At 60.3% G+C, this 20,901-nt stretch carries 18 protein-coding genes; 4 read left to right on the top strand and 14 right to left on the bottom strand.

Annotated features, from left to right (window positions below):
- Positions 1-423 precede the first annotated feature (423 nt).
- The gene (locus MJP36_RS27960) at positions 424-1,701 is read left to right on the top strand and encodes a M10 family metallopeptidase C-terminal domain-containing protein (protein ID WP_279613729.1); all 1,278 of its coding nucleotides are present in this window, start codon (positions 424-426) and stop codon (positions 1,699-1,701) included.
- A 126-nt stretch (positions 1,702-1,827) separates the two neighbouring features.
- Here MJP36_RS27960 and MJP36_RS21510 read toward each other — a convergent pair whose 3' ends face one another.
- On the bottom strand, positions 1,828-3,024 hold the full coding sequence (locus tag MJP36_RS21510) for an MFS transporter (protein WP_244383970.1): 1,197 nt from the start codon (positions 3,022-3,024) through the stop codon (positions 1,828-1,830).
- Between the two features lie 175 nt (positions 3,025-3,199).
- Between MJP36_RS21510 and MJP36_RS21505 the strand changes: the two genes are divergently transcribed.
- Positions 3,200-3,814 carry a DUF5666 domain-containing protein gene (locus MJP36_RS21505; RefSeq protein ID WP_060754539.1) on the top strand — a complete coding sequence of 205 codons (615 nt, stop codon included), beginning with the start codon at positions 3,200-3,202 and terminating at the stop codon, positions 3,812-3,814.
- Between the two features lie 150 nt (positions 3,815-3,964).
- On the opposite strand, the gene MJP36_RS21500 is transcribed toward MJP36_RS21505, so the two are convergent.
- The 8 genes from MJP36_RS21500 to gcl all read right to left on the bottom strand — a co-directional run bounded on the left by MJP36_RS21500 (position 3,965) and on the right by gcl (position 13,393).
- Positions 3,965-4,969, bottom strand: a complete 1,005-nt coding sequence (locus MJP36_RS21500) for a sulfate ABC transporter substrate-binding protein (protein WP_060754538.1) — start codon at positions 4,967-4,969, stop codon at positions 3,965-3,967.
- A gap of 98 nt (positions 4,970-5,067) precedes the next feature.
- Positions 5,068-5,889, bottom strand: coding sequence for an ion transporter (locus MJP36_RS21495; RefSeq protein ID WP_244383969.1), 822 nt, complete (start codon positions 5,887-5,889; stop codon positions 5,068-5,070).
- Positions 5,890-5,920: 31 nt separating this feature from the next.
- Positions 5,921-6,796, bottom strand: coding sequence for an urea transporter (locus tag MJP36_RS21490; protein ID WP_244383968.1), 876 nt, complete (start codon positions 6,794-6,796; stop codon positions 5,921-5,923).
- Between the two features lie 168 nt (positions 6,797-6,964).
- Positions 6,965-8,380: a pyruvate kinase gene (gene pyk / locus MJP36_RS21485; RefSeq protein ID WP_244383967.1), complete on the bottom strand. Its 1,416-nt coding sequence runs from the start codon at positions 8,378-8,380 to the stop codon at positions 6,965-6,967.
- Positions 8,370-9,650 carry a glycerate kinase type-2 family protein gene (locus MJP36_RS21480; RefSeq protein ID WP_205345475.1) on the bottom strand — a complete coding sequence of 427 codons (1,281 nt, stop codon included), beginning with the start codon at positions 9,648-9,650 and terminating at the stop codon, positions 8,370-8,372. Before MJP36_RS21480 ends, pyk begins: the two co-directional genes overlap by 11 nt.
- Before the next feature lie 265 nt (positions 9,651-9,915).
- The gene (locus tag MJP36_RS21475; protein WP_060754533.1) at positions 9,916-10,806 is read right to left on the bottom strand and encodes a 2-hydroxy-3-oxopropionate reductase; all 891 of its coding nucleotides are present in this window, start codon (positions 10,804-10,806) and stop codon (positions 9,916-9,918) included.
- Positions 10,807-10,824: 18 nt separating this feature from the next.
- Entirely contained in the window at positions 10,825-11,607 is a 783-nt protein-coding gene (gene hyi, locus MJP36_RS21470) for a hydroxypyruvate isomerase (protein WP_244383966.1), read from the bottom strand.
- 10 nt (positions 11,608-11,617) lie between these two features.
- Positions 11,618-13,393, bottom strand: coding sequence for a glyoxylate carboligase (gcl, locus tag MJP36_RS21465; RefSeq protein WP_244383965.1), 1,776 nt, complete (start codon positions 13,391-13,393; stop codon positions 11,618-11,620).
- Positions 13,394-13,649: 256 nt separating this feature from the next.
- Between gcl and MJP36_RS21460 the strand changes: the two genes are divergently transcribed.
- On the top strand, positions 13,650-14,090 hold the full coding sequence (locus tag MJP36_RS21460; RefSeq protein ID WP_060754530.1) for a GlcG/HbpS family heme-binding protein: 441 nt from the start codon (positions 13,650-13,652) through the stop codon (positions 14,088-14,090).
- Positions 14,091-14,195: 105 nt separating this feature from the next.
- Here the strand turns inward: MJP36_RS21460 and MJP36_RS21455 are convergent, their stop codons facing one another.
- From MJP36_RS21455 to MJP36_RS21440, 4 genes are all read right to left on the bottom strand, one after another.
- Positions 14,196-14,801 (bottom strand): TetR/AcrR family transcriptional regulator, encoded by a 606-nt coding sequence (locus tag MJP36_RS21455; protein WP_060754529.1) that lies wholly within the window; start codon positions 14,799-14,801, stop codon positions 14,196-14,198.
- Between the two features lie 291 nt (positions 14,802-15,092).
- Positions 15,093-15,971: a hypothetical protein gene (locus MJP36_RS21450; protein WP_158510691.1), complete on the bottom strand. Its 879-nt coding sequence runs from the start codon at positions 15,969-15,971 to the stop codon at positions 15,093-15,095.
- A gap of 472 nt (positions 15,972-16,443) precedes the next feature.
- Complete coding sequence (locus MJP36_RS21445; protein ID WP_060754527.1) at positions 16,444-17,232, bottom strand: MlaA family lipoprotein; 789 nt, start codon at positions 17,230-17,232, stop codon at positions 16,444-16,446.
- Entirely contained in the window at positions 17,225-18,523 is a 1,299-nt protein-coding gene (locus MJP36_RS21440) for a serine/threonine protein kinase (RefSeq protein WP_060754526.1), read from the bottom strand. Before MJP36_RS21440 ends, MJP36_RS21445 begins: the two co-directional genes overlap by 8 nt.
- A 236-nt stretch (positions 18,524-18,759) precedes the next feature.
- Between MJP36_RS21440 and MJP36_RS21435 the strand changes: the two genes are divergently transcribed.
- Complete coding sequence (locus MJP36_RS21435) at positions 18,760-19,128, top strand: hypothetical protein (RefSeq protein ID WP_090365963.1); 369 nt, start codon at positions 18,760-18,762, stop codon at positions 19,126-19,128.
- Between the two features lie 98 nt (positions 19,129-19,226).
- Here the strand turns inward: MJP36_RS21435 and MJP36_RS21430 are convergent, their stop codons facing one another.
- Positions 19,227-20,780, bottom strand: a complete 1,554-nt coding sequence (locus tag MJP36_RS21430) for a glycoside hydrolase family 17 protein (RefSeq protein WP_244383964.1) — start codon at positions 20,778-20,780, stop codon at positions 19,227-19,229.
- Between the last annotated feature and the right edge of the window lie 121 nt (positions 20,781-20,901).

Raw genomic sequence — 20,901 nt, 5'->3', positions numbered from 1 at the left:
TCAGTCTAAATCCAGTGTGATGAGAATGGTCTTTTGGCATCGCTCAGAAAATTAAGGTGGTGCATTAATCGCCTTGGTGTGTGAGCTATGGCTCGAAAGTAACTATTTAATAATTCGTAAGTTCTACTGTTGCGAAGTGTTGGGCCGTTGTTTTTTTTTAACTTAAAGAGAAAAGTAATTATGATTAATATGAATGCACCCGTTGTAAATTTCCATGCATCCACCAATGTGGCTCCTCAGCTGTTACCCATTGTACATAACCCATACGAGCACTCGCTTATTGAAAAACAGACCTCTACGCGGTCTCCGTTGCTCGGTTTGTCTATGTCGGTGACAAATGGGTTTTCCAGTCTTCAGCGCCTTTATGGATCAAACCCGAATGTCGGTGTGCCCTCCAAGTTATTGCAGCCTGGAGAAACAGCCTTGAGCAACTTATCTTTCGCGGCCATCATCGGCTTCAGCGGTAACGTAGCCACTGCCAGCTGTGAGCCTATGCCTCAGGGAGATGAACCTCGGCCAACTCCAGAACCCAAGCCTCAGGGTGAAACGAAACCTGCTGATGCGAAGCCTAAAGGTGAACCCGAGCCCGTCGGTGATGCGAAGCCTAAAGGTGAACCCAAGCCCGTCGGTGATGCGAAGCCTAAAGGTGAACCCAAGCCCGTCGGTGATGCGAAGCCTAAAGGTGAACCCAAGCCCGTCGGTGATGCGAAGCCTAAAGGTGAACCCGAGCCCGTCGGTGATGCGAAGCCTAAAGGTGAACCCAAGCCCGTCGGTGATGTGAAGCCTAAAGATGAAACCAAACCTGCCGGTGACGCGAAGCCTAAAGATGAAACCAAACCTGCCGGTGACGCGAAGCCTAAAGGCGAAACCAAACCCGCTGGTGATGTGAAGCCTAAAGGCGAAACCAAACCTGCCGGTGACGCGAAGCCTAAAGATGAAACCAAACCTGCCGGTGATGTGAAGCCTAAAGGCGAAACCAAACCCGCTGGTGATGTGAAGCCTAAAGGCGAAACCAAACCCACCGATGACGCGAAACCTGGAGTTAAAACCCTGTCGGATGACACCATCTACGGTTTCAACTCCAACACGGGTAAACCGGAAATGACCCTCACGTCCGCCTCCGACAAACCAGACTTCACCGTCTGGGACGACCGAGGAGTGGATACATTTGATTTTTCCGGTTTCGAGCAGGATCAGTCGATCGACTTGCGGGGCGGTTCACGGTCCAACGTGGGGGGATTGAGGGAAAACGTCAGGATCGCTGAGAACACGGTGATCGAAAATGCCATTGGGGGCCGTGGTAACGACCGGATCGTGGGGAATGGTGCGGACAACGTGCTGACCGGGGGCGCGGGAGCGGACACCTTGGTCGGCGGGGGCGGGTGGAACACCTTCAAGTTCAATGCCTTCGCGGACTCGACACGCACCCAAGCCGATTTATTGCTGGACTTCAACACCGGCCAGGACAAGATCGATCTGTCGCAGATGGCCATCGACGGCAAGGTTGCCTTTAACTTCGTGAATGCCTACACCGGTCAAGCGGGTGACACCCTCATCAAGTTCAATCCGCAATCGGGGCGCTACCTGCTGGCAATAGACCTGGATGGTGACGGCAAGACGGACTTCCTGATCAAAAGCACACGAATGATCAGCCCGGAAGATGTCATTGGGCTGAATATCAAGGAGGATGGCTATCTCTAAGGGGCATGCGGCGTATTTTCAATGATCGCCGTGGCATTCGTTAAAGCTGGGCAGGACTGATCGGTGATTGATCAAGTCCTGCCCTTTTGTGCATTTGAAACAATATTCCGACGGATAGAAGATCGATCAGGCGGTGGCCACCGAGACGCCACGTGCCGCACTCAGGAACCGCAACAACGCCACCAGCGGGAAGGCACTGCCTACCAGCATCACCCCCAACCAACCGCCCTGTTCATACACGCTGCTGGCAATCGCCGAGCCGAAGGCGCCGCCGATGAAGATGCTGGTCATGTACAGCGCGTTGAGGCGGCTGCGGCTTTTGGCGTCGAGGGCGTAGATGGCGCGTTGGCCGAGGACCATGTTCATCTGCACGCAGAAGTCCAGGACCACGCCGGTGACGGCCAGGCCGATGACGCTGTACAGCGGGTGTACGAAGGCCGGCAGGAAGCTCAGCGCCGCGAACAACATCGCCAGCAACGAGGCGCGGTGGGTGTGGCCGGCATCGGCCAGGCGACCGGCGATGGGCGCGGCAACAGCGCCCAGGGCGCCCACCAGGGCAAACAGCGCGATTTCGCTTTGGCTCAGGCCGTGGTTGCGCGCCAGTTCCAATGGGGCGGCGGTCCAGAACAGGCTGAAGGTGGCGAACAGGCAGGCCTGATAGAACGCGCGCTGGCGCAGCAGCGGTTGCTCACGCACCAGGGTGCCGAGGGAGCGCAACAACTGGCCATAACTGGCACTGTGGTCGGGTTGGCGCTTGGGGATGGTCAGCAGCAGCACCACACTGATAAACGCCATCAGCGCGGCGGCGGCCATGAACATCGCACGCCAGCCGAAATGGTCGGCCACCACACTGGACACCGGGCGTGACAGCAGGATACCGAGCAACAGGCCGCCCATGATGCTGCCGACCACACGTCCACGGGACTCGGCGGGCGCCAGGTGCGCGGCCAGCGGGATCAGGATCTGCACCGAGACCGAACTGAAACCGATCAGCAACGACACCAGCAGGAACAGGTTCGGCTGTTCGGTAAACGCTGCGCCCAGCAGGCTGGCGATGGCCACGACGGTCGTGGTGATCATCAGCTTGCGGTTTTCCAGCAGATCACCCAGCGGTACGAGGAAGAACAGGCCGAGGGCGTAGCCGATCTGCGTCAGGGACACGATCAGGCTGGCCATCGCCGGGGTCAGGCCGATATCCGGTGCAATCAGCTCGATGATCGGTTGTGCGTAGTAGATGTTGGCAACGATGGCGCCGCAGCAAAATGCGAACAGCATCACCATGCTCCGGGTCATCGTGCTCGCAGTGTGGGAAGTAGCGTTCATGGTGTTCTCATAAAAGCGTAGGAAAGTGGCGCAAGCCTAAAGGCAACACCGCCGCCGGGGTAGGCCGCTGGCAGTGATATCACTCATGCGCGGCATTGATGACTGAATCGTTAATTTTCTGCGCCGAGGGTGATGATACATTCAGGCACAAAGGCTGAAACAGGAAACTCTTGCGATGAAGATCACGTTGAACAAGATGCTCATGGCTTCGACCCTCGCCGCCGCCATGGCCGTGGGCTTGGCCCACGCTGCCGAGGCTCCGCGTGTCGGGGTTCGCGGCGAGATTACGGCGGTCGACGGTGACGCGCTGCAGGTCAAGGCCAACAGCGGTGAAGAGGTCACCGTCAACCTTACCCAAGCCACCCAGGTGCGCGCCGTCACGCTGGCCAGGATCGATGAAATCAAGCCCGGCAGCTATATCGGCTCGGCCGCAATGCCGAATGCCGACGGCACCCTCACGGCGCTCGAAGTGCACGTGTTCCCGCCAGCCATGGCCGGCACCGGCGACGGGCACCGTGCATTTGACTTGAAGGAAGGCAGCAGCATGACCAACGGCACCGTCGGTGATCTGGTGGTCAGTAACGGGCGCACCCTGACCGTCAAATACAAGGGTGGCGAGCAGAAGATCGTAGTGCCGGAGGGTGTGCCCATCGTCAACCTGGAGCCGGGGGATCGCAGTCTGCTCAAGGCCGGGGTGAAGGTGGTGCTGTTTGCGGCGAAAGGGCCGGATGGAACGATCACCGCTCAAGCCATCTCAGCCGGCAAGGACGGCGTAACGCCGCCCATGTAACAGCCAGTCACAAAACCCAGTGTGGGAGGGGGCTTGCTCCCGATAGCGGTGTATCAGTCAACTCATTCATTGACTGACACTCTGCTATCGGGAGCAAGTCGAATCGTCGCACCGCCCCTCCCACACTTTTACCAGGTTTATCTGAAAGGGTTATTGGCCAGAGTAGATCTGGTCAAACACGCCACCATCATTGAAGTGGGTCTTCTGCACCGTGCGCCAGTCACCAAAGGTCTTTTCCACCGACAGGAAGTCGACCTTCGGGAAACGGTCGGTGTACTTGGCCAGTACCGCCGGATCACGCGGGCGCAGGTAGTTGTTGGCGGCGATTTCCTGGCCTTGCGGCGACCACAGGTATTTCAGGTAGTCCTCGGCGGCCGCGCGGGTGCCTTTCTTTTCGACCACCTTGTCGACCACCGACACGGGTGGTTCGGCTTCGGCGGAGACACTCGGGTAGATCACTTCGAATTGATCACGCCCGAATTCACGGGCGATCATTTCTGCTTCGTTCTCAAAGGTCACCAGCACGTCGCCGATCTGGTTGGTCATGAACGTAGTGGTGGCGGCGCGGCCACCGGTATCCAGTACCGGTGCTTGTTTGAACAGCTTGCCGACAAACGCCTTGGCCTTGTTTTCGTCGCCGCCGTTCTTGAGCACATAACCCCAGGCCGACAGGTAGGTATAGCGCCCGTTACCCGAGGTTTTCGGGTTGGGCACGATCACCTGCACGCCATCCTTGAGCAGGTCCGGCCAGTCTTTCAGGGCCTTGGGGTTGCCTTTGCGCACGATAAACACCGTGGCCGAGGTAAACGGTGCGCTGTTGTTCGGCAGGCGGGTGACCCAGTTGTCGGGCACCAGTTGGCCGTTGTCGACCAGGGCATTGATGTCGGTGGCCATGTTCATGGTGATCACGTCAGCCGGCAGGCCGTCGATGACCGAGCGCGCCTGTTTGCTCGACCCACCGAAGGACATCTGCAAGGTGAGCTTGTCGTTCGGGTGCTCGGCTTCCCAGTGCTTCTGGAAGGCCGCGTTGTAGTCCTTGTAGAAATCACGCATCACGTCGTAGGAGACGTTGAGCAGGGTGACCGGTGCGGCTTGGACGGCACCGGCCAGGGCCAGGCCGGCGGCCAGTAGAGACGCGCTGAGGATTTTTTTCACTGCTCATTCCTTGTTGTTCGGGAGAAGAGGGGGGCGGCAATTTGCCAGCGACTATAGCCGGGGGCGCATAGTCGCTTAAAGATTAAAACGAACTTTGCTTATTCCACTTTCTTAAACAGTGCATTACCGCATCGGGAGCAAAATGCGGCATTGGCTTCGTGGCTGTTTTTCTTGCACACCGGGCAATCCGTTTGCAGTTGCTCGCCACGCATGGCGTTGGCCAGTTCCGCGGTGAAGATTCCGGTCGGCACGGCGATGATCGAGTAACCGGTGATCATCACCAGCGACGAAATCACTTGGCCCAATGGGGTCTTGGGCACGATATCGCCAAAGCCGACGGTGGTCAGGGTCACGATCGCCCAGTAAATGCCCTTGGGAATACTGGTAAACCCGTGCTCCGGGCCTTCGATCACGTACATCAGGGTGCCGAACACCGTGACCAGGGTGCACACGCTGACCAGGAACACCACGATCTTCTGCTTGCTGCCCCGCAGCGCCGACATCAGGTAGTTGGCCTGCTTGAGGTAGGGGCCCAGCTTGAGCACCCGGAAGATACGCAGCATGCGGATAATGCGGATGATCAGCAGGTATTGGGCGTCGCTGTAGTACAGCGCCAGAATGCCCGGCACGATGGCCAGCAAGTCCACCAACCCGTAGAAGCTGAAGGCATAGCGCAGCGGCTTGGGCGAGCAATACAGGCGCAGCCCGTACTCGATGGCGAAGATGATGGTGAAACCCCATTCGATGTAGGCCAGCAGGTCGGCATAGTTATCGTGCACCGCCTGGATACTGTCGAGGATCACGATCACCAGGCTGGCAAGGATGATCAAGAGCAGGGTGCTGTCGAAGCGTCGCCCGGCCGCGGTGTCGCTCTGAAACACCATTACATACAGCCGTTGACGCCAGTTGTTGCTGTCCATGGAAGTCGCCTGAATCGAATATCGCGCCAGCCTAGGAGGATTCGAAGGGGCTGTCCATGCGGGTTTTCTGCAGTACCCGGCAACTGGCGCGCACCAGCCAGCACGCGAGGATAAACGGCGCGGTCAGCGCCGGCAGGTGCAGCGCGGCAAAACCCGGTGTGAGTGCAATCGCCAGCAGGATACCGAGCAGCGGCAGCCAGGGGCGCCGATGGGCCTGGCTCAGCGCCAGGGCGGCGAGTGCCGGGTTGTAGCTGTGCAGGCCGAGCAGGGCGCCGGTGGGGTCATCCAGCAGCCAGCCGACCCAAACGCCGCTACCGGCGCCGATCAACGCCCATAACGCGGCGCTGCGGTTGGCCAGCAGCAGGCCCAGGGCAATCAACGCGCCGGTCAGCGGTTGATCGAGCAACAGGACTTGCGCGAGCCCCGTAAAGGGGGCGGTGAGCAAGGCCACTGCATCGGGTTCGCTCAGGGCGGTGGGGCTATCAGGCACCGTGCCCAGCAGCAACCAGCCAAGGCCGACAAATGGCGCGGTGTAGGCGGGCAAGGCTTGCGCATGGGTGGCATGTTGCAGCCATTGCCGTGTGAGGATCGCACTCAAGCCGCCGCACGCCAGGATCAGTGGCGGCAGTAACGCCGACCAGGCGCAGTGCTGGCTGATCAACAACCCCAGCAGCACGCCGTTATAGCTATAGAGGCCGGCCTGCCGCTCAGCCTTCGGATACCCTCGGCGCTGGGCGGTCAGCAATCCCGCCACACCGCCCAGCAGCGCCCCGCCGAACAGCGCCGGAGCGCCGATCAGAATGGCCAGCAGGCACAGCAGGCCGCATAGCGGGTGGCGTTGCAGGAAGATCTGGCTGAAACCGTTGAGCAGGGCTTCGGCCCAGTCGGGGCAGGTTGGGTTGTGCATGGTGGTCAGTCAGTTGGATTGGGGTGCCCCTAATCGGGAGCAAGTCGAATCGTCGCACCGCCCCTCCCACACTTGATGGTGTTCACACATTTGGACCGGTGAACGCAGTTAAATGTGGGAGGGGCGGTGCGACGATTCGACTTGCTCCCGATGAGGCCCTGACAGGCGCTAAATCAACGTCTCAATCCGCAAGGAATTGGTCGACCCCAACTGCCCGAACGGCACCCCCGCTGTAATGACCAACGTATCCCCACGCTGCGCCATCCCCTGGGCCTGGGCGATCTCCAGCGCCGTGGAGCACACCTCATCCACCTGCCGCAGCCGGTCATTGACCACTGAATGCACGCCCCACGCCACGCTCAAACGCCGCGCCGTGGCCAGGTTCGGCGTGAGGTTGAGAATCGGCGCCACCGGGCGTTCCCGCGCCGCACGCAGGCTGGAGTTGCCCGACTCGCTGTAGTTCACCAGCACCGCCACCGGCAGGATGCTGCTGATGCGCCGGATGGCGCAGCTGATCGCGTCGGACACCGTGGCCTGCGCCTTGGGTCGGTTGACGTCCAGTTGCGTCTGGTAGTCCGGGCCGTTTTCCACCTGGCGGATGATCTTGCTCATCATCTGCACGGCCTCCAGCGGGTAATCGCCCGAGGCGGTTTCCGCCGACAGCATCACCGCATCCGCCCCTTCAGCCACCGCATTGGCTACGTCCGTGACTTCGGCGCGCGTGGGCGCAGGCGAGAAGCGCATGGATTCGAGCATCTGCGTGGCCACCACCACCGGTTTACCCAACTGGCGGCAGGTACGGATGATGTCTTTCTGAATGTGCGGCACGCTCTCGGCCGGCACTTCCACCCCCAGGTCGCCCCTGGCCACCATGATCGCGTCGCTCAATTCGGCGATTTCCGCCAGGCGCTGCACGGCCGACGGTTTTTCGATCTTGGCCATCAGGAACGCCTTGTCGCCGATCAGTTCGCGGGCTTCGCGGATGTCTTCAGGGCGTTGCACGAAGGACAGCGCCACCCAGTCCACGCCCAGCTCCAGGCCGAAGCTCAGGTCGCGGCGGTCCTTGGCGGTCAGCGGGCTGAGTTCCAGCAAGGCTTGTGGGACGTTCACGCCTTTGCGGTCGGACAACTCGCCACCATTGAGCACGGTCGTGTCGATGGCGTCGGCGTGCTTGGTGATGACCCGCAGGCGCAGCTTGCCGTCGTCCAGCAGCAGGTCCATGCCCGGCTCCAGCGCTGCGATGATTTCCGGGTGAGGCAGGTTGACCCGGCATTGGTCGCCCGGCGTCGGGTCCAGGTCCAGGCGCAGGGCCTGGCCGCGCACCAGTTGCACCTTGCCCTCGGCAAAACGTCCGACCCGCAACTTTGGCCCCTGCAGGTCCATGAGAATGCCCAGCGGGTAATTCAACTGGCGCTCCACCTGGCGAATCCACTGGTAGCGCTGGGCGTGATCGGCGTGCTCACCGTGGCTGAAGTTGAGGCGGAAGATGTTTACTCCGGCTTCCACCAGTTCGCGGATATCGTCGATACCGTCGGTGGCCGGCCCCAGGGTGGCGAGGATTTTGACCTTCTTGTCAGGCGTCATGGTGGGCAGTCTCAAGGATCAGGATGGCGCGCAAGTCATTGACGTTGGTACGGGTCGGCTCGGTGACGAGCAGACCGTCGAGCGCGGCGAAATAGCCGTAGCCATTGTTGTTGTCCAGCTCGTCGCTGGCCGACAGGCCCAGGGCTTCGGCGCGGGCGTAGCTGGTGGGGGTCATGATCGCGCCGGCATTGTCTTCCGAGCCGTCGATGCCATCCGTGTCGCCGGCCAGGGCGTACACGCCGGGCAGGCCCTTGAGGCTGTCGGTGAGGCTCAGCAGGAATTCGGCATTGCGCCCGCCACGGCCATTGCCGCGCACGGTGACGGTGGTTTCACCGCCGGAGAGGATCACGCACGGCGCGGCCAACGGCTGGCCATGTTGCACGATCTGCCGGGCGATACCGGCGTGTACCTTGGCCACGTCGCGGGCTTCGCCTTCCAGGTCACCGAGGATCAGCGGGCTGAACCCCGCTTGGCGGACTTTGACCGCCACGGCTTCGAGGGATTGCTGGGGGCGTGCGATCAATTGGAAGTGGCTGCGCGCGAGCACCGGGTCGCCGGGTTTGACGGTTTCCGAGGCCGGGTCCTGCAACCAGTTGCGCACCGAAGCGGGGGCGTCGATGCCGTAGCGCTTGAGGATCGCCAGGGCCTGTTGCGACGTGCTGGGGTCACCCACCGTGGGGCCGGAGGCGATCACCGTGGCCTGGTCGCCGGGCACATCGGAAATCGCATAGGTGTAGACCGTCGCGGGCCAGGCCGCTTTCGCCAATCGGCCGCCTTTGATGGCTGAGAGGTGCTTGCGTACGCAATTCATCTCGCCAATGGTGGCGCCGGATTTGAGCAGGGCTTTGTTGATGGCTTGCTTGTCGGCCAGGGTGATGCCTTCGGCGGGCAGGGCGAGCAAGGCAGAGCCGCCGCCGGAGAGCAGGAAGATCACCCGGTCGTCTTCGCCCAGGTCGCTGATCAGCCCCAGCACACGCTGTGCCACGGCCAGGCCCGCTGCATCGGGCACGGGGTGGGCAGCTTCGACCACTTCGATTTTCTTGCACGGCGCGCCGTGGCCGTAGCGGGTGACCACAAGGCCGGTGACTTCGCCCTGCCAGCAGTTCTCGACGACCAAGGCCATGGCTGCCGCGGCTTTGCCGGCGCCGATCACGATCACCCGGCCGCTGCGGTCGGCGGGCAGATAAGGTTCCAGGACTTGCCGGGGGTGGGCGGCCTCGATGGCTGTGGCAAACAGCTCGCGAAGCAGGTGTTGCGGATCGACCGACATAAGCGGGCTCCCGGGAATTTTTGTTATTAGAGGTGCAACCATTTCAAGCTTGAAATGCGATCAATCTGTGGGAGGGGGCCTCGACCAAACTCTGTAGTGAGCGGGCTTGCCCCGCGCTGGGTGGCAAAGCCGCCCCAACAAAGACGCCGCGGTATTTCAGGAGGACCGAGGTGCCTGGGTTTGGGGCGGCTGCGCCACCCAGCGCGGGGCAAGCCCGCTCACTACAGGCCCCCTCCCACAGTTTGATCGCATTCCAGGTCAGGATTTACTGATCGCGAATCGAGAAATTCGCCATATGCTCCAGGCCCTTGATCAGCGCCGAATGGTCCCAGTTGCCGCCACCAATCGCCGCGCACGTACTGAATACCTGTTGGGTGCCGGCGGTGTTCGGCAGGTTGATCCCCAGCTCTTTGGCACCCGCCAGGGCCAGGTTCAGGTCCTTCTGGTGCAGGTTGATACGGAAACCAGGATCGAAGGTACCCTTGATCATGCGTTCGCCATGCACTTCCAGGATCTTCGACGAGGCAAAGCCGCCCATCAGCGCTTCACGCACCTTGGCGGGGTCGGCGCCGTTTTTCGATGCGAACAACAGCGCTTCGGCCACGGCCTGGATGTTCAGGGCGACGATGATCTGGTTGGCGACCTTGGCTGTCTGGCCATCGCCATTGCCGCCCACCAGGGTGATGTTCTTGCCCATGCTCTGGAACAACGGCAGTGCGCGTTCAAACGTCTGCGGCTCGCCGCCGACCATGATGCTCAGGGTGCCGGCTTTTGCGCCGACTTCACCACCGGACACCGGCGCATCCAGGTATTGCGCGCCAGTCTCGTTGATCTTCGCGGCGAAGGCTTTGGTCGCGGTAGGGGAGATCGAACTCATGTCGATCACCACTTTGTTCGGTGACAAGCCTGCGGCGACGCCGTCTTTGCGAAACAGTACGTCATCGACCTGCGGGGTGTCGGGCACCATCACGATGATGAACTCGGCTTCCTGGGCAACCTGCTGCGGGTTGGCCAACGCCACGGCGCCGGCTGCGATCAACTCGGCCGGGGCCTTGCCGTGGTGTTCGGAAAGAAACAGTTGGTGACCTGCTTTCTGCAGGTTGGCGGCCATGGGTTGGCCCATGATGCCGGTGCCGATAAATCCGATCTTAGCCATGAAGCAATCCTCTTTTTATTAGATGGCGTTGTGGGTTTTCAACCAGCCCAAACCCGCTTCGGTGGTGGTCAGCGGCTTGTATTCGCAGCCGACCCAGCCCGTGTAACCGATGCGGTCCAAGTGTTCGAACAGGAAGCGGTAGTTGATCTCCCCCGTGCCCGGCTCATTGCGCCCGGGGTTATCCGCCAGCTGGATGTGATTGATCGCTTGCAGATGCGCCGCCAGGGTTCGGGCCAGGTCGCCCTCCATGATTTGCATGTGGTAGATGTCGTATTGCAGGAACAGATTGTCACTGCCCACTTGCTCGCGGACCGACAGGGCCTGGGCGGTGTTGTTCAGGTAGAAGCCTGGGATGTCGCGGGTATTGATCATCTCCATCACCAGCTTGATGCCCGCCGCTTGCAGCTTGTCGGCGGCATACTTGAGGTTGGCGACGAAGGTGGTTTCCAGGGTTTGATCATCTACCCCGGCAGGCCGGATGCCCGCCAGACAGTTGATTTGGGTATTGCCCAGCACCTGGGCATAGGCGATGGCCAGCTTGACCCCAGCGCGGAACTCCTCGACCCGGTCCGGATGACAGGCCAGGCCACGCTCACCCTTGGCCCAGTCACCGGCCGGCAGGTTGAACAGCACTTGGGCCAGGCCATGGGCGTCGAGTTGCGCCTTGATTTCGGCCGAGCTGAACTCGTACGGAAACAGGTACTCGACCCCCTGGAAACCGGCGTCGGCGGCCGCTTTGAAGCGGGCAAGAAAGTCCTGCTCGGTAAACAGCATGGACAGGTTGGCAGCAAAACGCGGCATAAGGTTCTCCTTAATCGAGCAGGGAAATGGCGGTCGGCGCATCGTTGCCGACCAGGGCCAGATCTTCGAATTCGTTGACGGCGTTGATCTCGGTGCCCATGGAAATATTGGTCACCCGCTCCAGAATAATCTCAACGATCACCGGCACCTTGAATTCTTCGACCATTTGCTCGGCCTGGCGCAACGCCGGCGCGATCTGGCTGGGTTCGAACACACGCAGTGCCTTGCAACCCAGGCCCTCGGCGACAGCCACGTGGTCCACGCCATAGCCATTGAGTTCAGGCGCGTTGAGGTTGTCGAAAGACAACTGCACGCAGTAGTCCATTTCAAAACCGCGCTGGGCCTGGCGGATCAAGCCGAGGTAGGAGTTGTTCACCACCACGTGGATGTACGGCAGCTTGAACTGCGCGCCCACCGCCAACTCTTCGATCATGAACTGGAAGTCATAGTCGCCCGACAGCGCCACGACCTTGCGGCTCGGGTCCGCCTTGACCACGCCGAGCGCGGCCGGGATGGTCCAGCCCAAGGGGCCGGCCTGACCGCAGTTGATCCAGTGGCGGGGTTTGTAGACGTGCAGGAATTGCGCGCCGGCAATCTGCGACAGGCCGATGGTACTGACGTAGCAGGTGTCTTTGCCGAACACCTGGTTCATTTCTTCGTACACCCGCTGCGGCTTGACCGGCACGTTGTCGAAGTGGGTCTTGCGCTGCAGGGTGGCTTTGCGCTGCTGGCAGGCATGCAACCAGGCGCTGCGGTCCTTGAGCTTGCCGGCGGCTTTCCACTCGCGCGCCACTTCAATGAACATCGTCAGTGCGCTGCCCGCGTCGGAGACGATACCCAGGTCCGGGGTGAACACGCGGCCGATCTGCGTCGGTTCGATGTCGACGTGAATGAACCGGCGACCTTCGGTGTAGACATCCACCGAACCGGTATGACGGTTGGCCCAGCGGTTGCCGATGCCCAGCACCACGTCCGACTTGAGCAGGGTGGCGTTGCCATAACGGTGCGAGGTTTGCAGACCAACCATGCCGGCCATCAGCGGGTGGTCATCGGCAATGGTGCCCCAGCCCATCAGGGTAGGGATGACGGGAATACCCGTCAGCTCGGCGAACTCCACCAGCAGTTCGCTGGCGTCGGCGTTGATCACGCCGCCGCCGCTGACCAGCAGTGGACGTTCGGCCTGGTCCAGCAGTGCCAAGGCTTTCTCCACTTGCACGCGGGTGGCCAAGGGTTTGGCCAGGGGCAATGGCTGGTAGGCGTCGATGTCGAATTCGATCTCGGCCATCTGCACGTCGAACGGCAGGTCGATCAGCACCGGGCCGGGGCGGCCGGAGCGCATTTCATAAAAGGCTTTCTGGAACGCATAGGGCACTTGGCCGGGCTCCAGCACGGTGGTAGCCCACTTGGTCACCGGCTTGACGATGCTGGTGATGTCGACGGCCTGGAAGTCTTCCTTGTGCAGGCGGGCGCGGGGTGCCTGGCCGGTGATGCAGAGAATGGGGATCGAGTCGGCCGAGGCGCTGTACAGGCCGGTGACCATGTCGGTACCCGCCGGCCCCGATGTGCCGATGCACACGCCGATATTCCCGGTCTTGGTGCGGGTGTAGCCCTCGGCCATGTGCGAGGCACCTTCAACGTGGCGAGCGAGGACGTGATCGATGCCACCGACCTTCTGCAAGGCCGAATACAACGGGTTGATCGCAGCACCCGGGATACCAAAGGCGGTGTTGACGCCTTCACGACGCATCACCAGAACGGCGGCTTCGATTGCTCTCATTTTGCTCATGGTTTTGGTGCCTCTTGCGTTTTGTAATTGTATACAAGTGGTGAGTAGTCAAAGTGTATTCACGGCGAGAGGCGCAGGTCAATGCATTTCATGAACCAGCCTTTACGCTCGTCGGAAGGGGTTTTTCCGATATGTGGAGACTTTGTCTGCAAATATTGTATACAAAAAATTATTTCATTGTGTTCTATTTGTTTGATCGAGCATCTGATCAAGCAGACCTCCACCGTATTTCCAATAACAAAAGAAGGACGGCACCATGAGCGCTTTAACCTTGAAACTCGCCACCCAATTGGCCGGGCAGGCCCTTACCGCAGGCCGCACGATTTCGGCCGCTCCGCTGACCATTGCGGTGCTCGACAGCGGCGGGCACTTGATCACCTTGCAGCGCGAAGACGGCGCCAGCCTACTGCGCCCACAGATCGCCATCGGCAAGGCCTGGGGTGCGATTGCACTGGGCAAGGGGTCTCGCTTGTTGGCACTGGACGCCCAGCAGCGCCCGGCGTTTATTGCGGCATTGAACAGCCTGGGGCAGGGCAGCGTGGTACCCGCGCCGGGTGGCGTGTTGATCCGGGATCAGGCAGGGCTGGTGCTGGGGGCGATCGGGATCAGTGGGGATACGTCGGATATTGACGAGCAGTGTGCGATCACGGCGATCGAGGGGCTGGGGTTGTGGGCGGATGCGGGCGTGTCAGCCTGACTTGAGGGCCCCATCGGGAGCAAGCCCCCTCCCACAATTTTGACGGTGTGCGCCGTCAAATGTGGGAGGGGGCTTGCTCCCGATGGGCACAGGCCACTCGGTGTATCAGTCCAGCTCACAGCCCTTGAGCACTAACCGGATAATCGTCTGCGCCGCTGCCTCATAATCGGCTTCATCCAGCTTGGCCTTGCCGGTCACTGCCGAGATCTGCCAGTCGAAGTCCGCATAGGTCTGCGTCGCCGCCCAGATGCTGAACATCAGATGATGGGGGTCGATGGCTGCGATCAGGCCGCGTTCCACCCAGCTCTGGATGCAATCGATATTGTGCTTGGCCTGGGCATTAAGTTGCTCGACCTGGTCGGCACTGAGGTGCGGGGCGCCGTGCATGATTTCGCTGGCGAACACTTTGGAGGCAAAGGGCAGGTCGCGGGAGATGCGGATTTTCGAGCGGATGTAATTGCTCAACACTTCCTTGGGGGCACCCTGCGGATTGAACGGCGTGGAAGCGGCCAGGATCGGCTCGATAATGCTTTCGAGCACCTCGCGGTAGAGGTTGTCCTTGGACTTGAAGTAGTAATAGACGTTGGGCTTGGGCAGCCCGGCCTTGGCGGCGATGTCACTGGTTTTGGTCGCGGCGAAGCCTTTGTCGGCGAACTCCTCGCTGGCCGCCCGCAGGATCTTTTCTTTGTTGCGCTCGCGAATGCTGCTCATAAACCAGTTGATTCCTTGCCAAGACAGGCGGTCGGGCATGGTAGCACCGGCCTTGCGCAGGGCTCAAGAAACTCGCCGCGCCCCTGCACGCTGGGCGTTTGCGCTGACTGCGCTGCAGTATACGGGCGATGTGGTCGAGTGGTTGCTCCACGAGTTTAAGCAAGGTGCTCAGTGTTCCCACAACCGTTCGGCTGCCGGGAGGCGGGTGGTAACACTGAACGAGCAGATAAGGCGACCAATGAGGGCTGGCCCCTCACTGGTCGCTTCTGTGTCATGGCGCGTCAGGAGTAACTAACCGGCTTTGCTGACCTGGTCGGATGTCGGTTTTTTTACAGGGAAATCATCGTCGAAGAACGTAGTAGCGTCTTCAATTTGTGATTTGCGTTGTTTGCGCAGGAAGTCATCAAAGTCTTTTTTGATGGCAGGATCCTTCAGTGCTTCATAGTCAAAGACATTGGCACCATATTGGTACGCAAAGTTGATATCGACGAACTCGGCGCTGGCACACGCGGACGAAAACTTCGAGTTGCTTCTGTCGAAATTAACGCGGTACTGTTTGATTTTCGGAATGTACATGATGGTGTTGCCGATCTTGAAGACTTCGACGGAAACACCCACCGTAATGGTTCTATAGAAGTCCTTGTTTTTTTCAACACCAAAGCGCAGGGCGTCACCTTGTTTGGCCAGGAACTTCTGAAAACTGTCCAGGGCGGTGCTTCCTTGCGATGCGACGATGTCCAATATGAAGTTGACAAAGTCAGTGGCAATACTGACCCCGCGAATATGCCGCGAATAGGTTTGCTCATCGATTTTACTAGGACCCATCAACGGCAGTTTTGACAGCGCAAGGCTCCACAGTTTCACATCGGTTTTATACTGCTCCCCTTCGGCGGCGGCCTTGCGCTGCACATAGTTGGTAACGACGGACGTCATGCCGATCAGGTACTCTTTCAGCTCGGAGATTTTTTTCATCACCTCCGGGTCATTGACCAGTTCGTTGCCGATGATAAATTCAATGAGCCCATCCTTATCAGCGTAGGGATTGTCGTTGTCCTTGAGTTGAATGTCTTTGAGTGCCGGGTCGTCAAAAAAACTGTTGGCTTCTTTCAACTGTTCGGAGAATAAGCGGACATCTTTGACGTAAGGAGGCATTGAAGTAAGCGTTTTCATTTCATCATTTCCTTATGAAATCTGAGATTAACTGTTTTAGTCCGATGCCCTCACGGATGGCTGTCCGTAACGGCCGCGAAAGTTCACCACGGATGAAACGTGCTTATTATTTCTGAGTGACGTTGAAGTGCCTCGATTATTCGAAGCTGTTACCCCCTGGAAAAGAGGTAGGGAATTTATAGAAGTAACGACAAGTAATGGCAATGAGCGAGGCCAACCAATTCGCTTGTTTGGCCTGCGTAGTTATAGCGTTTGGAAGTGAGTGCGCGAGGTTTTTTTTTGACGGCGATCACCCGATGCAACCGAGGATGGCTAAGTGATGGCTTTTGCAGCAGTTTTGCTAGCGGCTGTGCAACTGCTGAAGTGTTACGAAGCGAAGGCGGGATTGGCCGATGCGGGCGGCATTCGACGAGTGGCTGTTTTACGGCGAGATCAAAAGGGGCCCGCCACGGTCGACAGGCCCCTCGGGAGGTTACTCGGCAATCTGCAACTTGCGCGATTCCGTATAGATGTACCGCACCTTCTCGTATTCGAACGGCGAGTTCATCTGCCCATAACGGAAGCTGGTCTGGTAACGCTTGTCGACTGCGCGCAGGGCCCAGATTTCCGGATGGTTTTCGCTGACCTTGGACACGTTGAGGAAGTTGACCTCGGTTTCGGCGCCGTAGTCGACGATCAGGCCGGTGGTGTCGCGCAGGTTCGATGGGCCGAAGATCGGCAGTACCAGGTACGCGCCGCCGGGCACGCCGTAGAAGCCCAGGGTCTGGCCGAAGTCTTCGCTCTGGCGTGGCAGGCCCATGGCGGTGGCCGGGTCCCAGAGGCCGGCGATGCCGATGGTGGTGTTGAGCAGCAGGCGCCCGGTGGTTTCCAGGGAGCGGTGGCCCTTGAGCTGCAGCAGGCTGTTCAACAGGTTGGGCACGTCGCCCAGGTTGTTGAAGAAGTTGCTCACGCCGGTACGCAGGAAGCGTGGGGTGATGTAGGTATAACCGTCGACCACAGGCAGGAACACCCATTGGTCAAACCGGTAGTTGAAGTGGTAGACGCGGCGGTTCCACGATTCCAGCGGGTCGTAGACGTTGAGCGCGGTCAGCGAGGAACGTTCGAACTCACGCTGGTCCAGGCCGGGGTTGAACTTGAGCTTGGACAGCGGCTCCTTGAAGCCATCGGAGTCAACCTTGATCGGCTCGTGGGCCTTGCTGTTGTCGGCGTTGGCCACGCCCGCGCACATCAAGGCGGCGAGCAGCAAAAGATATTTAGCCACGGAAGAACTCCAGCATGGCGTCGGCGTTGACGCGGTAATTGAGGTTGCCGCAGTGGCCGCCCAGCGGGTAGACGGTCAAGCGATCGCCGAAGGTTTGACGCAGGAAACCGAGGTCGCCAGGGCCGAGGATCACGTCGTCAGCGTTGTGCATGACCGCGATTTTCGGGCTGCTGTGCAGGTAGTCCTTGAGGGCGTAAAGGCTGACCTGGTCGACCAGTTGCAACAGGCTGCCGCCGTCGGTGCGCGCGCGCCACATCGGAATGACCTGCTGGGTCAGGTAGCAATCGAAGTCGCATTGCAGCGCACGCCTGAGGAAGGGCGTGAGGCTGGTGCCTTCGCTGATGGGGTATTTCGGCGGGGTGATCAGGCCGCGGCGGTTGATCAGGTCCGAAGTGAACGCAATGTCGGCCGCCGAGAAACGGAACGAGGTGCCGATCAGCATGGCCATCTGTTCGTTGGTCAGGTGTTGCTTGGATTGCTGGAAGTCATACAGCAGGGCGTCGTTGAGGTCGATGTAGCCCTTCTGCTGGAAGTAGCGGGTCAGCTTGCCCAGCACCAGCTCATAGAAGGTGGTGGTGTTGTTGATGCCCTTGACCTCGGTCTGTACCAGTTTGTCGAGGTTGGTGATCGAGGTGTAGAGGTTGACCGGCGGGTTGAGCAACAGCACTTTCTTGAAGTTGAAGCTGCGCCGGGTTTCGTCGAGTTTGCTGACGAATGCGGCGTCCAGCGCGCCCAGGCTGTAGCCGGACAGGTAGTAGTCAGTGACGGGCAGCGACGCATTCTGCGCGCGCACCGCTTGCATCACCCGGTACATGTCTTCGGCGTCTTCCTGGGTGATGCCCGGGGTGGCGAAGCGCGAGGCGGCCGCGATGAAGTCGAAGCTGGTGGGCGAGGAGAGCTGCACCACGTGGTAGCCGGCCTGGTAGTAGAGCTTTTTCAGGTATTCGTTGAGGCTGCTGTCATACCGTGCGCCGGTGCCGGCAATCAGGAAGATCAGCGGCGCGGCGCGGTCTTGCTTGGCGATACGGTAGGTGAGCTTCTTGACGGCCCAGAAGTTGTCCGGGAGGCTGAACTCACGCTCCGGGCGCATGGTCAGGCTGTAGTCGGACTGGTTGATCTCATCGTTGCTCGGCAGCTTTGGCCGCAGGTCGGGCGGTGTCGTCGCGATGGTCGCTTCAAACGGGTTGGTCAAAGGGTAGCCATAGGTGGCTTGGTCGATATCGACCGCCAGTGCTGACGCACTCAAAAATAGGCTGCCCAACAGGGCCGCACAGCGCAAGGAACGGAGCATGACTTAATCCCTAAGAGGAAACGTGCTGAATGAAGATCGCAGGCTATGACCACCGCCCTGTCGCCGAAGTGCCATCACACGGCACGAAATATCGGAAAATAACGTAGGAATCGGGGGTGTAGCAGCCAGACGATACACTTTGCCAGGCCCTGCTGAACACTAATTGTATGTTTGTACCTTGCCAATGGGCGTCGGAGCATTAAGCTGGGCGCCGTTTTTGTCTATCGGAGTGCCCCATGTCTCGTCGTTTGCCGCTGATCCTGCTGCTTATTGCCCTGCCGTTATGGTTGGCCGCCAGTTATGGCGCTCGCTACGGTTTCATGGAGGATGGCCGGTGGGTGGGTATTTGCGTCGATGAAGCCAGCCGCTGGGAATGCCAGTTGCGCTCCAACCTGGGGTTGATGATTCACTTCAAGGTGCTGGGTTGGGCGGCGTTGGTGGCGTCGGTGCTGGCGTTCTTTGTGCCGGGTCGCGCGGGGTGGGGGCTGGCTGTGTTGGGGATGGTGTTCGGGTTGCCGGCGTTGGCGTTGTACAACACGACGTTTGCGGTATTTGCGGTGGTGATTGCCGGGCTGCGGTTGGTCCGCAAGCCGCGCGGCGTCTGATAGGGCCTTATCGGGAGCAAGCCCCCTCCCACAGTGGACTTCATTGCCTCAGGCAAATGCATTCAACTGTGGGAGGGGGCTTGCTCCCGATAGCGGTTTCAGACCTTGCGCACCCGCAAGCAACGCCACAAAGCTGCAACCATCAGCGCGCTGACCACCGCCCAACCCCAAGCCTGCTGGTTCAACACCCCTTCGCGGTACAGCTGCGGCGCAATGCCGGCTCCGATGATGAAGGCCAGCAGGGCAATCTCCCGGCGTGGCCCGGTCACCGGGCGTACCAGATACACCAGGGCCGGCAGCACCAGCGCCGCACTCGGAAAGCTGCGATAACGCGGGTCGAACACCAGCGCCAGCATCATCACCGCCCCTGCAAACCCGGCGATTGCGATCAGCCAGCCGGCACGCTGCTCAAGCCAGTCGAAGGCTCGACCACGCCAGCCCTGACGGGCGCTGAGGGCGAGGGCGGCGTGGGCCAGCACCAGCAGGTTCAACACCACCAGCAAGCCTGCCCATACCCATTCATCATTGAAGCGTGCGGTCACGCGGGTCAGTTCCGCCCAGGTGCCGATGGAGCAGGCTGCGACGGCACCGAGCAATGGCAGCACCAGGGCGCTGCGAGGGCTGCGAACGCGCCCGCCCAGCGTCAGGCTGCCCAGCAGGATGAGGCCACCTACGCCGAGCCACAGCGGCCAGTACGGCACATTGCTCACCGGGCCGGCGAGGATGCCTTTGTCCTGGCGATCGGCATCGAACAAGCCCCAGTAGCCCCCGACGGCGCCTTCACTGGCGCGTTTCCACGGCTGGTCGAAGGCTTCGATCAAGTTGTAGCGCCAGCCATTGGCTTCGGCCATGGCCACGAAACCGCGCATGAACCTGGCTTCGTTGACCCGGCTCGGCACAGCCGTTTCGCGCTGGCGGCCTTCGCTGGGCCAGCCGGTTTCGCCGATCAGTACATCTTTAGGGGCGAACTTGTTGCCAAAGGTCTGGCGTACATCACCGACATGCTTGAGAGCCTGGTCGATGCCGGAAGGATCATCTTCCCAGTACGGCAGCAGGTGAATGGTCAGGAAGTCCACTGCCGGGGCGATTTCCGGATGTTTCAGCCAGAATTCCCAGACGTCGGCATAGGTGACCGGCTGCTTGATCTGGCTTTTGACTTTATGGATCAGCGTGACCAGTTGCCTGGCCGTGACTTCCTTGCGCAACAAGGCCTCGTTGCCGACGATCACCGAGGTGATCACGTCGGGGTTGGCGTTGGCGGCTGCAATCAGTTCGTCGACTTCTTTTTCAGTCGCAATCGGGTCACTGCTGACCCAGGCGCCGGCCATTAACTTCAGCCCGTGTTTACGCGCCATGTCCGGCAACGCTTCCAGGCCGGACATCGTGTAGGTGCGGATGCATTCAAAGCGCGTGGCCAGCAGCGCAAGGTCGGCATCCATGCGCTCGGGGCGCAGCTTGAATGGCTGGTCAAAGGGCGATTGGTCTTTATCGAAGGGCGTGTAGGACGCGCACTGCATCTTGTGTGTGGCGCTGGCGACGTCCGGCAGCACCACGGGCCGGCCGATGCCGTACCAATAGCCGACGATGGCAAGCAAGCCGAGGAACAAAGCGAAAAAGTAGGGCAGGGCAGGAAAGCGGGCAGTCGCGGGCATGGTCAGCTTATCTGGGGAGCAAAGGCGCGCATCTTACCCCGATTTAGCCCGTTTCAGTGGGCTGCATGATTTTGACATGCAAAGTTCGGGCGGGATTTTGACGTCAGGTAAGACAAAGCGT

The sequence above is a fragment of the Pseudomonas palleroniana genome, from assembly GCF_022836895.1.
GTDB lineage: Bacteria > Pseudomonadota > Gammaproteobacteria > Pseudomonadales > Pseudomonadaceae > Aquipseudomonas > Aquipseudomonas palleroniana.
The sequence above is the reverse complement of the archived record's forward strand: the minus strand, read 5'-3'. Positions and strand labels throughout refer to the sequence as shown.

Bases quoted from the DNA above. Each gene is read 5' to 3' on its own strand.
- gcl (WP_244383965.1), bottom strand. From the start codon at position 13,393: ATGAGCAAAATGAGAGCAATCGAAGCCGCCGTTCTGGTGATGCGTCGT.
- hyi (WP_244383966.1), bottom strand. From the start codon at position 11,607: ATGCCGCGTTTTGCTGCCAACCTGTCCATGCTGTTTACCGAGCAGGAC.
- MJP36_RS21505 (WP_060754539.1), top strand. From the start codon at position 3,200: ATGAAGATCACGTTGAACAAGATGCTCATGGCTTCGACCCTCGCCGCC.
- MJP36_RS21430 (WP_244383964.1), bottom strand. From the start codon at position 20,780: ATGCCCGCGACTGCCCGCTTTCCTGCCCTGCCCTACTTTTTCGCTTTG.
- MJP36_RS21480 (WP_205345475.1), bottom strand. From the start codon at position 9,650: ATGTCGGTCGATCCGCAACACCTGCTTCGCGAGCTGTTTGCCACAGCC.
- MJP36_RS21455 (WP_060754529.1), bottom strand. From the start codon at position 14,801: ATGAGCAGCATTCGCGAGCGCAACAAAGAAAAGATCCTGCGGGCGGCC.
- MJP36_RS21510 (WP_244383970.1), bottom strand. From the start codon at position 3,024: ATGAACGCTACTTCCCACACTGCGAGCACGATGACCCGGAGCATGGTG.
- MJP36_RS21435 (WP_090365963.1), top strand. From the start codon at position 18,760: ATGTCTCGTCGTTTGCCGCTGATCCTGCTGCTTATTGCCCTGCCGTTA.
- MJP36_RS21490 (WP_244383968.1), bottom strand. From the start codon at position 6,796: ATGCACAACCCAACCTGCCCCGACTGGGCCGAAGCCCTGCTCAACGGT.
- MJP36_RS21495 (WP_244383969.1), bottom strand. From the start codon at position 5,889: ATGGACAGCAACAACTGGCGTCAACGGCTGTATGTAATGGTGTTTCAG.
- pyk (WP_244383967.1), bottom strand. From the start codon at position 8,380: ATGACGCCTGACAAGAAGGTCAAAATCCTCGCCACCCTGGGGCCGGCC.
- MJP36_RS21460 (WP_060754530.1), top strand. From the start codon at position 13,650: ATGAGCGCTTTAACCTTGAAACTCGCCACCCAATTGGCCGGGCAGGCC.
- MJP36_RS21440 (WP_060754526.1), bottom strand. From the start codon at position 18,523: ATGCTCCGTTCCTTGCGCTGTGCGGCCCTGTTGGGCAGCCTATTTTTG.
- MJP36_RS21450 (WP_158510691.1), bottom strand. From the start codon at position 15,971: ATGAAAACGCTTACTTCAATGCCTCCTTACGTCAAAGATGTCCGCTTA.
- MJP36_RS21475 (WP_060754533.1), bottom strand. From the start codon at position 10,806: ATGGCTAAGATCGGATTTATCGGCACCGGCATCATGGGCCAACCCATG.